Source organism: Cupriavidus sp. CP313, assembly GCF_054072015.1.
On the sequence record NZ_JBSVZB010000031.1, the window covers coordinates 66539 to 82887 of the forward strand.

The 16349-nt window shown below is 61.7% G+C and carries 11 protein-coding genes; all 11 read left to right on the forward strand.

The annotated features are described in order from the left end of the window. Positions 1-646: 646 nt before the first annotated feature. The 11 genes from ACW4E8_RS31890 (at position 647) to ACW4E8_RS31940 (ending at position 16298) form a co-directional block, all read left to right on the forward strand. Entirely contained in the window at positions 647-1678 is a 1032-nt protein-coding gene (locus tag ACW4E8_RS31890) for a phosphotransferase (protein ID WP_456808160.1), read from the forward strand. Between the two features lie 43 nt (positions 1679-1721). Further along, positions 1722-2486 carry an SDR family oxidoreductase gene (locus ACW4E8_RS31895; protein WP_456808161.1) on the forward strand — a complete coding sequence of 255 codons (765 nt, stop codon included), beginning with the start codon at positions 1722-1724 and terminating at the stop codon, positions 2484-2486. A gap of 279 nt (positions 2487-2765) precedes the next feature. Continuing rightward, a complete protein-coding gene (locus tag ACW4E8_RS31900) occupies positions 2766-3908 on the forward strand; it encodes a Re/Si-specific NAD(P)(+) transhydrogenase subunit alpha (protein WP_456808162.1) in 1143 nt (380 codons plus the stop codon). 11 nt (positions 3909-3919) lie between these two features. Then, complete coding sequence (locus tag ACW4E8_RS31905; RefSeq protein WP_456808163.1) at positions 3920-4243, forward strand: NAD(P) transhydrogenase subunit alpha; 324 nt, start codon at positions 3920-3922, stop codon at positions 4241-4243. Then, positions 4243-5718 (forward strand): NAD(P)(+) transhydrogenase (Re/Si-specific) subunit beta, encoded by a 1476-nt coding sequence (locus tag ACW4E8_RS31910; protein ID WP_456808164.1) that lies wholly within the window; start codon positions 4243-4245, stop codon positions 5716-5718. The genes ACW4E8_RS31905 and ACW4E8_RS31910 overlap by 1 nt, the downstream gene beginning before the upstream one ends. A gap of 306 nt (positions 5719-6024) precedes the next feature. Further along, complete coding sequence (locus tag ACW4E8_RS31915) at positions 6025-7494, forward strand: cytosine permease (RefSeq protein WP_456808165.1); 1470 nt, start codon at positions 6025-6027, stop codon at positions 7492-7494. A 64-nt stretch (positions 7495-7558) separates the two neighbouring features. Continuing rightward, positions 7559-8452 (forward strand): NAD(P)-dependent oxidoreductase, encoded by an 894-nt coding sequence (locus ACW4E8_RS31920; protein ID WP_456808166.1) that lies wholly within the window; start codon positions 7559-7561, stop codon positions 8450-8452. A gap of 228 nt (positions 8453-8680) precedes the next feature. Continuing rightward, positions 8681-10153 carry a M23 family metallopeptidase gene (locus tag ACW4E8_RS31925; protein WP_456808167.1) on the forward strand — a complete coding sequence of 491 codons (1473 nt, stop codon included), beginning with the start codon at positions 8681-8683 and terminating at the stop codon, positions 10151-10153. 1181 nt (positions 10154-11334) lie between these two features. Continuing rightward, positions 11335-11988, forward strand: a complete 654-nt coding sequence (locus ACW4E8_RS31930; RefSeq protein WP_456808168.1) for a TetR/AcrR family transcriptional regulator — start codon at positions 11335-11337, stop codon at positions 11986-11988. Between the two features lie 255 nt (positions 11989-12243). Continuing rightward, positions 12244-14193 (forward strand): phage integrase family protein, encoded by a 1950-nt coding sequence (locus ACW4E8_RS31935; RefSeq protein WP_456808169.1) that lies wholly within the window; start codon positions 12244-12246, stop codon positions 14191-14193. A gap of 905 nt (positions 14194-15098) precedes the next feature. After that, positions 15099-16298, forward strand: coding sequence for a hypothetical protein (locus ACW4E8_RS31940; protein WP_456808170.1), 1200 nt, complete (start codon positions 15099-15101; stop codon positions 16296-16298). Positions 16299-16349 lie beyond the last annotated feature (51 nt).

Here is a 16349-nt window from a genome sequence, read left to right on the forward strand (position 1 = left end):
GGCTAGCGGTGCCGTGGGGCCCGGCCGGGCTGCAGCGCCGCTACAGGCCAAAACGCAACGCTAAATGAATTAATCGACGTCATTTCTCCTAGATCCCGGTTTGTGGTCTCCTCTGGGGTCTTTCTATCCCGTGTTCGCACGGCATTTTTTTCTGGCTTCTGCCGGAATCGGACTGCTACGTACTTAACCACGCTGCGCCGCCGGCCAGCTGTGTGCTCAATGTCTCGGCTGCAGCCCAGGCGCCGCCAAGGCTCCGTGACATTTCCATGGATCGATTCCCTGCTCAAATCAGCGGCCCAGCGGAGATGTGGCGGGTTGTTTTTTTTACCGGCCAACCCTCGACTCCCTGACAGCATAGGGGTCGGTGAGTTGGCTGCACAACGAGACTCTATGCCGAAAGCAATCTTTGGCGCTGAATTGGTGTTTTCCCTGCCTTCCAGTTCCTTGATATTAGGTCATTGCGACGTTATGATTAGGTATGCAAGGCGTAAAAAATAGGTCGAAAAGGCGCCGTGATTCCCTCTTGCGTTTGCTTCGAGGCATCTCCATTGGAATGGTTTCGAGACTGTGCCACGGCTGGTCGCAGCGATCTGATCCGGCTAACTCGGTACGCGCATTCAAGGCTGACTCGCGAACAATCGGAACAATGACGAACACACTACTGCAACTCGATGTCGCTAAGTTGGCGCGCTATCTGGAAGACCGTGTGCCTGGCTTCGAGGGGCTTGCCACAGCGGAGAAATTCGCCGGAGGCCAATCGAATCCGACCTTCCTGCTGCACGCGCGTAGCGGCCGCTATGTGCTGAGGCGTCAGCCCCCGGGCGAGTTGCTGAAGTCCGCGCATGCGGTCGATCGGGAGTTTCGCGTGCTGGCCGCACTGTCAGGAACGGCGGTACCGGTCGCGCGCCCGTATCACCTGTGCGAGGACCGCGATGTGATCGGCAGTCTGTTCTACGTGATGAGCTTCGAGGACGGTCGAACCTTCTGGGATCCTGCATTGCCCGAGTTGCCGCTGCCGGATCGGGCAGTTTGCTACGACGCGGTGCTGCAGACGATGGCTTCGCTGCACGATATCGATGTCGAAAAGGCGGGGCTCACGGGCTTCGGCCGGCCCGGCAACTACTTCGAGCGGCAGATCGGTGTGTGGGCACAGCAGTACCGTGCAGCACAGACCGAGCAACTCGAGGCGATGGAGACACTGATCGACTGGCTGCCGAAGGCATGTCCGGCAGATGAAGGGCGACCGACGTTGGTACACGGAGACTTCCGCCTCGACAACTTGATGTTCGAGCGGGAGGGCTATCGCGTAAAGGCGGTGCTCGACTGGGAATTGTCGACGCTTGGCAATCCGTTCGCCGATCTCGCGTATTTCTGCATGTGCCTGCGGCTGCCGTCGGATGGGCACATCCCGGGGCTCGCCGGCCAGGATCGCGCCGCACTTGGGGTGCCTGAAGAAGCGGAGATCGTCGCGCGCTATTGCGACCTGCGCGGGATCGAGCCGATTCGCGACTGGCACTTCTATCTGGCTTTCAGCTTCTTCCGGTTGGCCGCGATCGCGCAGGGCGTGAAGTCCCGCGCGCGTCAAGGAAACGCCTCAAGCGCGGCGGCGGCTCGTGTGGGCGAAATGGCAGCATCGCTGGCCGACGCGGGCTTGCGCGTGATCGACGCGCATCGATGAGATGCTGGCATGGGATGCGATGAGAAGATAATGGGAGTAAGGAATGGCAACGAATCTGTTTGACTTGTCGGGAAAGATTGCGCTGGTAACCGGCGCGAGTCGTGGGATCGGCGAGGAAATCGCGAAGCTGCTCGCCGAGCAGGGCGCGCATGTCATTGTGTCGAGTCGCAAGCGGGACGACTGCCAGGCGGTCGCCGATGCGATTGTCGAAGCGGGTGGCCGGGCCGAAGCGCTGGCTTGCCATGTGGGCCGGGTTGAGGACATCGCAGGTGCGTTCGACCAAATTCGCGGCAAACATGGGCGTCTAGACATTCTTGTCAATAACGCAGCAGCGAATCCGTACTTCGGCCACATCCTTGACACTGACATTGCGGCTTACGAGAAGACCGTTGAAGTGAATGTCCGCGGCTATTTTTTCATGTCGGTCGAAGCCGGAAAGTTGATGAAGACTCAAGGCAGCGGGGTGATCGTCAATACCGCATCGGTTCACGCGCTGCAGCCAGGCGACAAACAGGGCATCTACTCGATTACGAAGGCTGCGGTTGTCAACATGACGAAGGCATTCGCAAAAGAATGCGGACCGCTTGGGATCCGTGTGAACGCGCTGCTGCCGGGCCTCACAAAGACGAAGTTCGCCGGTGCCTTGTTCAAGGACAACGAAACTTACGAACGCTGGATGACCGAGATTCCGTTGCGCCGTCATGCGGAGCCATTCGAGATGGCCGGCACGGTGCTCTACCTGGTTTCGAACGCGTCAAGCTATACGAATGGCGAATGCATCGTCGTAGACGGAGGCATGACGATCTAAGACGGCGCAGGGAATGCAGCGAGCAACTGCGCATTGCAGAGAACTTTTTCTCATTTGAGTGATGGTGTTATTTGCGCGCCGAAATCGGCGCTCGCTGCGGTCAGCTGCCGTTCTAGGCAGATGGCTGCGCGAATCCGCGCGCTATCGCCGGTTTGCCTGGTATGGCACCACGCTAGGCCGAATCAGCCGAACGGCGCATGGAGCCCCGCCACCGTGACGTGCAATGTTGAGTCGATAACCGGCACTCCGCGCCGGACATGAGCGAAGGAGCAGACAAAAGTGCAAATTGGAGTTCCAGCCGAAACAGCAATTGGCGAGACCAGAGTCGCGGTGACGCCAGAGACGGCGAGAAAGCTGACGGCTCAAGGACACACTGTGTGCGTGCAGTCGGGCGCCGGACGGGCCGCCTCCGTGACGGACGAAGAGTACCGGGCCGCTGGGGCTGAGGTGGTTGATGGTGCCGTGGCCTTGCGCTGTGATGTCGTTCTCAAGGTGCTCGCACCGTCCTCTGAAGAACTGGCTCAGATGAAGCGAGGCGCGGTGATGGTTGGCATGCTCAATCCATTTGACGCGGATAACAAGGCTCGTATGGCTATGGCAGGCATTGTCGGTTTCGCGCTGGAAGCCGCACCGCGCACGACACGCGCACAGAGCATGGACGTGCTGTCGTCGCAGGCGAACATTGCTGGCTACAAAGCCGTGCTCGTGGCCGCGCACCACTACCCACGCTTCATGCCGATGCTAATGACGGCCGCGGGCACAGTGAAGGCCGCGCGCGTGCTGGTTATTGGAGCCGGCGTTGCCGGACTGCAGGCGATTGCCACTGCCAAGCGGCTGGGCGCCGTGATTGAAGCCTCGGATGTGCGCCCTGCCGTGAAGGAGCAGGTCGAATCGCTCGGCGCAAAGTTCCTCGAGGTGCCGTTCCTGACCGACGAGGAGCGGGAGATCGCGCAGGGTGTCGGCGGCTACGCGCGCCCGATGCCCGCCGACTGGATGAAGCGCCAGGCCGAACTGGTGCACCAGCGCGCCGTTCAGGCGGATATCGTCATCACGACCGCACTGATCCCGGGGCGAAAGGCACCGACGTTGCTGCATGAGACCACGGTGCAGCAGATGAAGCCGGGCTCGGTGGTGGTGGACCTGGCCGCCGCCCAAGGTGGCAACTGTCCGCTGACGGTGCCGGACCAGGTAGTCGAGCGCCACGGCGTGGTCCTGGTGGGACAAATCAATCTGGCCGGCATGGTCGCGGCCGACGCGTCGGCGCTGTATGCGCGTAACGTGCTCGATTTTCTAAAGCTGATTTTCGACAAGGACGGCAGGCTCGTGATCAATCGGGAGGACGACATTGTCGCGGCATGCCTGATGACGGGGGGCGAAGCGATGAAGCAGACTGCACCACCGGTCACGGCATTGGCCAGCTAAGGAGACCGACTATGGAAATAGTGAACCACACGGTGATCAACCTGATCATCTTCGTGCTGGCGATCTACGTGGGCTACCACGTGGTGTGGACGGTAACGCCCGCGCTGCACACCCCGCTGATGGCCGTGACCAATGCAATCTCGGCCATTATCATCGTCGGCGCCATGCTGGCGGCCGGCCTCACCGAGGGCGCGACGGGCCGCATCATGGGCACGCTGGCAGTGGCCCTCGCTGCCGTCAACGTGTTCGGCGGCTTCCTAGTGACCCAGCGCATGCTGGAGATGTTCAAGAAGAAAGAGCCCAAGGCCAAGGCCGTTGCCAAGGAGGGTGCGTGATGACCGAACTCGTCAGCATGAACCTTGTCACCCTGCTCTACCTGATCGCCTCGGTCTGCTTCATCCAGGCGCTCAAGGGCCTGTCGCACCCGGCTTCGGCCCGCAAAGGCAATGCCTTCGGCATGATCGGCATGGCCATTGCCGTGGTCACCACGCTGGTGCTGATCATCAAGCTCAAGAACGAGTTCCTGGCGGCCGGTGCGGCGCAGTCCTCGGTCGGTTCGGGCCTGGCGCTGATCTTCGGCGCGCTGGTGGTGGGCGGCGGCGTCGGCGCCTACGTGGCCAAGAAGGTCGAGATGACCAAGATGCCCGAGCTGGTCGCGGCGATGCACTCGCTGATTGGTCTCGCGGCGGTGTTCATTGCGGTGGCCGCCGTGGCGGAACCTTCTGCCTTCGGCATCGCGCCGGCGGGCTCGCATGAGATCCCGACGGGCAACCGCATCGAACTGTTCATCGGCTGCTTCGTCGGCGCCATCACCTTCTCGGGTTCGGTGATCGCTTTCGGCAAGCTGGCCGGGCGCTACAAGTTCCGCCTGTTCCAGGGCGCGCCGGTAGTGTTCTCGGGCCAGCACATGCTGAACCTGGCGCTGGCCGTCGCCATGGTCGGCTTCGGTATTGCGTTCTTCATGACGCAGGAGTGGCTGCCATTCCTGGTGATGCTCGCCATTGCCTTCGTGCTGGGCGTGCTGATCATCATCCCGATCGGCGGCGCCGACATGCCGGTGGTGGTGTCGATGCTGAACTCGTACTCGGGCTGGGCGGCCGCTGGTATTGGCTTCTCGCTGAACAACCCGATGCTGATCATCGCCGGCTCGCTGGTGGGTTCGTCCGGTGCGATCCTCTCGTACATCATGTGCAAGGCGATGAACCGCTCGTTCTTCAACGTGATCTTGGGCGGCTTCGGCGGCGAGGCGGCTGCGGCCGGCGCGGCCGGTGCGCAGGCACAGCGCAACGTGAAGTCGGGCTCCGCCGACGACGCGGCCTTCCTGATGGGCAATGCCGAGACCGTGATCATCGTGCCGGGCTACGGCCTGGCGGTGGCCCGTGCCCAGCATGCCCTGAAGGAACTGACCGAGAAGCTAGCCGAAAAGGGCGTGACCGTGAAGTATGCGATCCACCCGGTGGCCGGCCGCATGCCGGGCCACATGAACGTGCTGCTGGCCGAAGCCGAAGTCCCGTACGACATGGTCTTCGAGATGGAAGACATCAACAGCGAGTTCGGCCAGGCCGACGTGGTGCTGGTGCTGGGCGCCAACGACGTGGTCAACCCGGCGGCCAAGACCGACCCCCAGTCGCCGATTGCCGGCATGCCGATCCTGGAGGCCTACAAGGCCAAGACCATCATCGTCAACAAGCGCTCCATGGCCGCCGGCTACGCCGGCCTGGACAACGAACTGTTCTACATGGACAAGACCATGATGGTGTTCGGTGACGCCAAGAAGGTGGTCGAGGACATGTTCAAGGCGGTGGAATAGGGGGTCACAAGGCGGCTCCCTTCGCCAACACAATGATTTGGCATAAGGAGTTCGAGAATGGCGTGTTGCGATAGATGGGGTGACGGAGCATACATCATGAACAGCAGGAGGCGCTGTGAGCCGCGCGCAGATGGCGGGGGGCTGGATCAGGAGTTGGCTGCGCGCCTTAACGAACTGATCAGTGAGAGCGACACGGAATCGATGCAGTCGCTTTGGCCTGCGTTCCGCAGGATCGCAGGCTGGTTTGTGGGCGCTGCAGTCCTTGCGGCAGTTTTTCTGATCTGGTTTTGTAGAAATTAGGCCAGCATGATCTCCACTTCAGCCAAGGAGCACACCGCCCCGGTAAGGGGCCGGCTTCCGTCTCTTGAGAGTGAAAGGAGTTTCACTACTTACGGCGGCCTGACCTTTACGCAGGTTTCACTGGCCGCTGCGATCTGGACTGTTCTGTTTGGCGGCATGGTTCCGAATGCCGGCAATACGCTCATCGCCATCGGTGGCTATACGTGCGGGGCATTGCTCGGCATGGCGCCGGTTATGCTTGGGTCGGCATTGCCATCATTCCGTTACGGTGTCGATGTTATTGAAATCAGCAAAGCGGTTCTTGGGGTGCGTGGGTCGGCGCTGGCATTGATCGGATTCCTTGTGATGTCTCTGGGGTGGTCCGCAGTGGCATTGGCGATGATATGTCGGGGAGTCGGTCTGATGCCGGTTTACGCGGGATACTTCGCTGTCTTTATGAGTGAGCCAAGCATCGTCTTGACTGGTTGCGCCATCCTGCTGCTGATGTTTGTCCTGCTCCGTCGAGGATTGGAGTCGGTTCAGCGAGTCAATTCCATTGCGGGACCGATTCTCATGCTGTTCATGGCAGTCAGCCTGTCATTGTTGCTGTGGAAGTTTGGTCTGCGGCGCCTATTGCTGACGAACGTCCCGGCCGAGCAGGCTTTGACAAGCGATCCACGTCAATCTTTCATCTACGCACTCGAGTTTGGCGCCACGTTCTCACTGTCCTGGTATCCCTATATGGGAGGCATTTATCGTCTGATCAAGTATCAGCGACATACGGTGGGGCCGGCGATGATCGGTGGGGTGTTGGTAGGGGGTGGCCTTACCGTCGTCGTAGCGGCTTTGGCTGCGGTGCAGTTCGGCTCCGCCGATCCCGCGATCTGGTTCACCCAGTTGGCGGGCCCGGTCACCGGAAGCATCGTTGTATGCATTATCTTGCTGCTGAGTATTACGGCCATTAGCATGGCGATCTACCTTGCGGCCATTGCGGTTCAACAGATTGCGATGCTGGCTCGTATGCCATGGACCTGGCTGCTGTTGCTGGTTCTCTTGCCGTTGTCCCTCGCTGTCATGAACACTGCATGGGTCCTGGCTCATGTGATGACCATTGCAACATTTGGGGGCCTGATATTCGTCGGCTTGAGCGGTGTAACTGTGGTCGACTTCTGGGTGCTACGCCGTCAGTCCATTGCACTTGATCACCTCTTCGTGGCGGACAGGTCTGGCCACTACTGGTTTTGGGGAGGAGTCAACTGGGTGGCACTGACAGTCATCGCCGTCAGTGCTGCAGGTTATCTCTATCTATACGATCCCATCACGCTGCAGACCAGCGGAACGTTCCGCTACTTCGGAGCCGTGCTTCCCGTCGTGGCAGCAAGTGGCGCCCTCTACTACGTGTTAGCGAAGCTCATCGTGGTCCCCTCAGGGCGGGGCGGCTATCGCGTATGTCAGCACGGTACCGACGCTGCCGAGGTCGTACAGGTGGGTCTCTAGTCAGTGAATTAACCACAAGAGAGCAGGAGCACAGGCGGATATGGATCGAAACGGAGGAACACAAATGACCGATGCCGAGACGCAGACCGACGTTACCATTTTGGGGCTTGGTGTGATGGGGAGCGCGTATGCCCGCGAATTCCTCAAGGCAGGAAAGCGGGTAACCGTTTGGAATCGTACGTCAGGCAAGGCGGAAAACCTCGTGCACGAAGGTGCGAGTTTGGCACCGGATGTGAAGACGGCATTGCTTGCTAGCCCGATAACAATTCTTGCGGTCGTCGATCATGATTCGATTCGCGAAATGCTGGCCGATGGGATCCTGGCAGCGTCCGCCAATCGTACGCTCATTGACCTGACGACGGGTACGGAAGCCGAGTTCGAGGAGCTTGCGGCCCGCGCTCGGAATGCTGGAATGCCGTATCTTGCCGGAAGTGTTTTGGCCTACCCTCGATCGGTCGGTAGTCCCGATACAGCGGTCTTCTATTCCGGCGATGCCATGGTGTTCGAAGAGCAAAAACATCTCTTGCGACATATCGGCGGTGCTCAGCATTACGTCGGCGCGGACCTGGCATCGGGTGTCAAGGTGGCGTTGGCGCTCGCACTCATGAGCTTTGCTGCAGTCGGTGGATTCTTCGAGGCAGTCGCCTGGGCAGAAACTTCCGGCGTATCCGTGGCGACAATGTCCGAATATGTTCGTACGTCAGCACTGCCATTTATGAATGAAAGCATTGCTTACTTGGGGGAGCGCATTTCGTCCGGCTCCGACGATGGTGACCAGGCGACGGTTGACGTGTATGTCGACGGCTTTGCGGCGGCGCTGTCGGGTCTTCAAGGCGCTGGTGTCGGTTCACGAGCCGTTGGAGCCATATCTGACTACGTGAAAATCGCTCAAGAGATGGGCCTTGGCGCAAAGGGCCTCTCCGCGGTGTATGGGGTGGTGCGAGATAACAGGTCATAGGGCCGTTCACCGCGCGCGTCCAGCCCGGCCGCCGCCCGCAACCGGTGTTCGCGGGGTGATAGCGAGGGATGGCGGGGATCTGTGAATATCTGAAGCTTAAGATAGCGAATCCCAGCCGTCCCCCAAGGTGGGCTTTTTTTGCTGGAGAAGGTGCCTTCCGGTGCTAGCCCCTGTGACAGCAGGCATCTGAATCTGGAGAGTAGGACTCCGGGCAGAGGGGAGGGCACAATGAGGAAGATCGAGGAAGGCGGCGGGAATTGGCAAAATGTCCAACCCGAGGCGCAAGCGGCAAATGAGGGAAGGCGTCCGCGCTGCGAGCGCGACGTGACCCGACTTCGTGAACGATTTTCGCGAAGGCCGGTGGCATCGGACGATCCGGGTCATTCGCGACGTTGGGAGTGTCACACGCGGTTGATGGCGAGCGTGGCGGCTATCCTCATGCTTTGCATGGCGGCCGCCATGGCCATGACTCCGCACAGCGCTTACGATGATCCCGAGGCGCCTCGCCTGCAGGCGAGCCTGCGTCAGCCCGAACTGCGCGATCAGCTCGAAAGACTGACGGACGCCCATGCCACCTTTATCCGGGAGGAGTCCGTGCAGCGCGGCGACACCATCGTATCGCTGCTCAAGCGGCTCGGCGTAGATGATCCCGACGCGCAGGAGTTCATCTGCGGCAACGCTGCCGCGCGCAACCTCTTCGAACTCGCGCCGGGCCGAATCGTCCGGGCTGAGGCTGATGAAGACAACCTATTGGTCTCGCTTCGTGCCATGCTTGGCGGCGGCGTGTCCGTCTCCCGCGAACTGGTGATCGAGAGGGGAGGCGGCATTGACCAGCCGGTATTCAAGGCGCAGGTGCACACGGTCAGCAATGAGCGGCTCTATGAGATGCGTTCCGGCACCATCGCAGCGCACGGTTTCTTCAAGACCATGGATGCTTCGAATACGCCAGACGAAATCGTCCAGCAGATGGTCTCCATCTTCTCGGGCGTGCTCGATTTCCACCACGATATCGTCACCGGCGATCACTTTCGAGTTGTCTACGAGGCCGGGTTCCGCGACGGCGCCTTGGTGCACAACGGTCGCGTGGTCGCGGTCGAACTCGTCAACAGAAGCCAGCTCTATCAGGCTTTGTGGTATGCCGCTGACGGCAGCAAGGCCGGGAACTATTACACCTTTGACGGCCGCAGCCTAAAGCGTCCGTTCCTGCGCTCCCCCGTGGAGTTCTCACGCATATCGTCGGGCTTCGGATGGCGCAATCATCCCCTGCACCATCAGTGGATCCAGCACAAGGGGGTCGACTTTGCCGCTCCAACGGGAACCCGGGTCTTTGCCACCGGAGACGGAATAGTCGAGTTCTTTGGCCGGGAGGCAGGCTACGGTAACGTCGTTATCCTCAAGCACGAGGGCGGCTTCTCGACCTATTACGCGCACTTGTCGGGATACGCTGACATCCAATCCGGCCAGGGCGTCACGCAAGGACAATTGATCGGATACGTCGGGCAAACCGGCACGGCAACCGGGCCGCATCTGCATTACGAGTTTCGCTTCAATGATGTGCCGCAGAACCCCTTGAGCGCCATGCTGATGGAAACGGCTACCCTGTCCGGTCCGGCACACCAGCGGTTCCTGACTTATACGAGCGACCTGTTGGGCCGTGTCAACGTGCTGCGCAGCTATAGCGTGGCATCTAACGGCAGCTGAAGTCGCCTGCGCCGCCAAGGTGTCGACGGGCGCTGCGTTGATGGACTGGTGGAGTTTGCAGACTTCGTATGCGTTGGTTTTCGTAGGGCAGTTCAGGAGTGAGCGCTGCCGCAGTTGCCTTGGGGGCGGGCGAGATTAAGGATTGTTTCGCAGGACTACGGGGAGCCATATCGCGCGTGTCTGCCTGGATGGGAGCGAGGTAGCCTACCCCGCCGAGCGTCGGATGCAAGACACCGGACCACGGCCGTGCGGCACGAGCGTGCTTTCGGGGCAGGGCGGTGCGGAGCCGGGGCTGAACCCAGATGCCGAAATCGCTGTGGCTTGGTCGGCGACTGAAGCTGTTCGATCAGTGCCCAAAGTTCGTCGTCGATAATCGGCTTGCGCATCCGGCAACGCAGTTCGTTGTGTGCTCACGCACTTCACAAATCATTCCTCGGTGAGAGGATTGCACGGTGAACCACGATCAGTCTGGATTCGACCCCGTGTTCCCAGTAACTGTGAGATAGATGTTCCATTTACCCACTTACTCTGAGAATTTAGTCCAATTATTTTGGAACAGTGGTGCGTAACCCATTGATTCGTATGAAGCCGATCGACCAATAATCTTGGGACGGGACAGATGCAGTTGACGACCCGTAGCGGTTGCGTGTATCGGGTTGCTCAGGGAGGAAGTGTTTCGCGCGAGGCGTGGTACGCCTGGGAAGCGTGGGCTAGCTTCAACGCAGTGCGATAGTGGCGTGAAGTGACCGACAGATATGTGTCTGCGATGCGGGCGCATCTTGCCGGCCCTTCAACTGTTCATTAATCGCAATTTCGAAGGGAGATGACATTGCTGCGCGTCACGGTCGAACGTTTTCCTGGCGGGCGCAAATCCGGCCGCCGCACGCTGGCGACTGCGATATCGCACGCCTACGCTCGGGGTCGCTGGCCGACTATGGAAGCCGCGGACCTCTGGCGCCATGCGCCCCGACGGGCGTCAACTATAACGACGCCCGCCCAGTGACCCGCCGGCGCGATCCTTTCCCAGTGCGGAAAGGCTCTGATTCAAGGCAGAAGAGATGACAGTGCCTACGGAACAGCGCACCCCCAAGAAGCGGCGCACATCGACCGCAGCGTCCACTGGAGCAGACCCCGAAGGGCTGCGGGCCCAAGGCTTGCGCACGCGCAATGCCATCATCCGCATGGCCAAGAAGCTGCTGCTCGAAGGCGGCAGCCTGGAATTCTCGCTGCGCGCTGTGGCCCTTGGCGCGGGTATAAGCATCAGCAATCTCCAATACTACTTTCCGACCAGACAGGCCGTGCTGCGCGCCATCATGGCGCCGATCATCGACGCCTACCTCGAAGACCTGAAGCGAGCGCTGGACAGCCGCCTAGCGCCGCGCGAGGCGCTCGACGCTCTGATGGAGAAGGCGCTCGCCGACGCGAGGAATGCCAAGGATGCGGCATTGTGGTGGCACTTCGTTGCGCTCGCCTCCACCGATCCCGAGTGTGCTCGCATGTTCGACGAGTGGTACGACACGATCACGCGCGGCATCGCGGAACTGGCGCGCGCCGTGAATCCGGAACTGTACGAGAGAAAGCCTGCATGTCGCCTCGCTGCTGATTGCCATGGCCGATGGGCTCGCATTGCAGCTCGGTGCGGGGCGGCGCAAGCGCGCCTATCCCGGCGGCCTCGACGCGGCATTCCGTGCCGCCGTCAATCATCCCGTATTGGGGGAGCAGTCGACCGAAGAGGCCAACTAGCCATCACACCGTCGTTGCACGGACGCGGAATGACAGGGAACACCCTGTCTTTTTTAGGCAGTATGTTTGTGGCGGGCGTCCGTGGAAATTGAAAGTGCAATAGCAAAATAACCCGGCTTATGTTGCGCGACAAAAGTGCCGACGCATCCGAATTGGTGTCGGGCCGTGAGGCCTTTACCTGACGCAGCAGCGGCGCCCAGCGCCTCCCGCGCCGCCCAGCGACGGTCGGATGCCGTGCCCCACGCCGCTGCAGGCTGCCGTCCGGCGATTGCCGGCGCAGCCGACGAGCACGGGGACTACAGTGAGAAAAGCGCTTCGTCCGGCCACTGCCCGGCCAAGCCTTCGCGATGCCGTCTGCCGATGCCCCGCTGCCCCGCATTACGCGTCCCCGCCTGCACCGGGGCCATTTCGCCTTCCTGCGCGGGGTGATTCAGGGCTTGTCGCCCCGCGTGCTATGGGCACGCTACCTGAGCGACCAGGGCGAGTTCGACGGCCCGGTCGTGCATCGGATGACCGGCTGGATCCGCGGCGAGCTGGTCGCCACCGCCGCGCGTGGCGGCAACTTTGGGCGGGCGCACCTGCTGCGCCTGGACCTGTCGCCACGCGCGTCGCCGGAATTGCCCGCGCTAGACACCTTTGTGGCTGCCGCGGGGCTTGATGGCTTTAGCGAGGCGGAGCAGCAGGCGGCCTACGCGGCGCGCTATGGCACGGCACGCGCCCAAGACCAGCGGCGGGTGCAGTTGTTGCGCCGCCAGTTGTTTGCCATCCATTCCCTCGAGGCGCAGGCGGCGCTGCCGGTTGGCTTGCAGGATGGCTGCGAGGCGTGGTTTGTCGATTCCCTGGCGAGGCGCTTGGCCAGCCACGGGGTAGCGACGCTGGCGGACCTGCATGCCCGCATGGGTGCCAGTCCGGTTTGGTGGCACAACTTGCCGGGGATCGGCGCGGGCAAGGCGCGGGCGCTGCGGCGCTTTGTCGAGGCGCACGCACAGACCCTCGGGCCGCTGCCGGCGCCCGAAGCAGCGCATCGCGACGGCAACCCTGCGCCCGAAACGTTCCCGGCGGTCGTGACGGTGTCGCCGCTGATGCCGCTGGAGCGCCTGGTGCTGCCGCACACACTCAGCGGCCGAGACGGCCGCTTCCGCGCCGACCGCGCGCGGTGCCACCTGGCGGCTGACGATGATCGCGCGGCGATCCTGGCCTGGCTCGCCGCCAAGGGGCCGGCGTTGGGCGCCCAGGCACGTCTGACGCACACCCAACTGGCCTATCGCAAGGAGGCGGAGCGGTTTCTGTTGTGGATCGCGCTGGAGCGCCGCTGTGCCTTATCTTCGGCGACGGTGGAAGACTGCTTGGCGTACCGGGATTTCCTACTCGACCCGCCTGCCGCCTGGTGCGGGCCGCGCGCCGTCCCGCGCTGGCAGGCGGGATGGCGTCCGCTTGAGGGTCCGCTGTCGCCGCGCTCCTGCAGCTACGCGTTGTCCGTGCTGGGCAACCTATTCAGCTTTCTGGTGCACCAGGGGTACCTGGTCGGCAACCCGTGGCGCGCGGTCACGCCGCCTATGCGGCGCTCGAACGGCCCCGATATCGGCCGCGGGCTAACCGCGGCGCAGTGGGCGCATGTCCGGAAGACGCTCGCCTGCTTGCCGGCGGGCTTGGCGGCGCAGCGCCTGCAACTGGCGCTGCCGCTGCTACACGCGACCGGCCTGAGGTTGGCCGAAATGCTGGCGGCCACCACCGACGACCTGCGTTGGGAGGATTGGGCCGAGGACGCCTTCTCACGGCGCGGTGGGTGGTGGCTAACGGTGCAGGGCAAGGGCGCCAAGCTGCGCGAGGTGCCAGTGCCGCCGGCCTGGGTCGAGCAGCTGGCGGCATATCTGGCGGCCCGCGGTTACGCCGGCAACGTAGCGCAACAGCCTGGGATCCCGCTGTTCGGTCCGGCGCGCCGCGGCCCGCCTCCAGTCGTCAGTCGGGTTGGTTCAGACCGATCAAGCAGGCCAAACAGCCCGGGTCAATCTAGAGACGGCGTATCGGCCAGTGCCTTTCACCGCCAGCTCAAGCGCTTCCTGGCCACCTGTGCTGACAGCCTGGGGCAGAGCGAGCCCGCCGCGGCGGCGCGCTTGCGGCGGGCCAGTGCCCATTGGATGCGCCATACCCATATCTCTCACGCCTTGGCTGCAGGGGTCCCTGTGGAAGTGGTGCAACAGAATGTCGGGCACGCCTCGCTCGACACGACCACCTGCTATGTGCGCACCGAGCACGCGCGCCGGCAAAGCCTGATGGAAAGGCTCTGGGCGGAATAAAAAATATTAATTTTATTGCCGCTGCTGCGGGTTTTTCGTAAATTTCCGGTATTTAAAACTGAAGGGAATCGAGCGCCAACGGAAGCGGAAAGAAGATTAATGTTTATTTTATATCCCTTTGAAAAATAACGAAATTTTCCGATATCAAGGGTTGACTATTTGATTTGTGAAGAGGTCGCCATAATGCAAAAGCCGCCTAGAAAGGCGGCTTTTTGTGCCATATAGTCGAAGAGCCCTCTTCTCAGGGCATCAACATATTCGGCAATTTTCGGATGCGTTTGGAGGGCGCATCCCCTGAAAGCTTCCACATGTATTCACATGCCGACGCATTTCCAGGCCATTGCTGACTGCTAGGTGACACTGACAGTATCGGCGGCGACGTGGGAATCGTCAAGGCAGGGAAGCAATTGCGCCTCTGTATTTTCCGAAACCCTTGATGATTGACCTACCACCATGACGAATACCTCACGACTGAGCGTCTGGCGCGTCGTCGCGCTCACAAAATGCGCCGGCGTCACGCCCGCGCGCCGCCTTCTCCGTCTCACGGCGTGGTTGACCGATGCCTTGCCTTGCGCCCAGCGTATGCGCGTCCCGGGTACCGCAAAGATCGCATCTGGATGTCGCCGCCCAAACTCGCGCTCCCCCCGACTGCCTGCCTCGTAGCGACCTGGCCGTGTCCATCCTGCGGCCCGTGCTCCTCGCGAGACGACGGGACTGCTTTTCCGGTTGAGACAAGACACCCTCGCATGCGTAGTCATGCGAGATGCTGCCCGCGAAAACGGAGGTATGCAATGTCGATGCGAACTGCGGTCGTCCCAGACGCACCGCCAAGAAACGTCAAGCCTGCCAGTGTCCAATCCTTTCTACTGGATGACTTGCCGGCGCTCCCGGAGACGGCTCTGGCCATGGCAGAGCAACTCTATACGCACAGTTCCCACAACACGTCGCAACGCCAGCGTTTGCGTCCATGGGAGGCGATGGAATCCAGGCTGCGGTCGATGTGCTTATGCACGGAAGCCGAAGCCCTGATTGCGTTGCACGTGCTATCTGACATCCGGCAGCGCGCGGCCGAGCGTGGGGCATCGGGAGCCGCTTGGGGCGCGGCCTATGCCCGTTCCATGCATTTTCTCCGGGGAGCGCGCCCCCGCATGCCGCAGCTTCCGGCGCCCGAGCCAACCGAGTACGCGCCGACCGTTCAGCAATCCGGAGGTGGCGTCGTGCGTACGCACCTCGTTTGCGCGCCCGCCCCCATGGCGGTGGAACGGACGTTCTACGCTTTGCGCGATCTGATCGGCGTGAGGCCGCCGCACACGCAACTGCAAATATTCGACGAGACAGGGCGGCTGGTCGGTAGTGATGGTTGCCGTATCGATCATGTGCCGCTGTTGATCGCACCGATGACTGACGGCGATTGGGCGATGCGAATACTGGTAACTCTGTTGCAGGCGCTAGGTAGCCAAGACGTAGGAGGCGAGCTGGGACGCGCGCGAGTCATGAAGGTCGAAACGTACCTGCTAGGCAGGATGCATGCCGCCAACGTCGGCGCGCTGGTCATTACCGGCTTCAATTCTGAGCATCTGCTACCCGCACTACCGGCTTTTTGGCGGTTGCTGGGTCGGATCGCGAAGCAGGGATTCATTGTGGTCCTATGCGCGACCGCTGCCGTACGCGAGGCCTTGTTGCATCCAACCTTTCGGGCGTTGTTCCCACCGGCTCAAGAGATTCTGGCGTACGACCCCCGTAACTACACGGGTGTTACGCAGGCCATGTGGGAACTTTTCGCACGGCGAGGGCCCATGCCTGCGGCCCTGTCGCAGATCCTGCCGGAAACCCATGGATTGCGAGACCTAGTGGTCAGCTCCTGGGTGTTATACAACCGCCTCGTGAATCAACACGGTATGGACCCGTCGGCCGCCGCGGAGGGCTTGGTCGATAAGGCTTGCGTCGGGCCACTCGCCATTGCGCGGGACCTGTATGGGCGAGTGTTGGGCGCCGAGCCTATCTCCAAAAGCGAGTATGCCCGGTACCAGGACTATTTGCCTTGGGAGACGGATGTCGACGATGACGCCTCATCGTCCGCGCAAGCAGGGGGGAAATCGCGATGATGCCGCGTGTACCGGTTCTGTTGCCCCGACCGCAGAGGGAAGCCGCGAGCA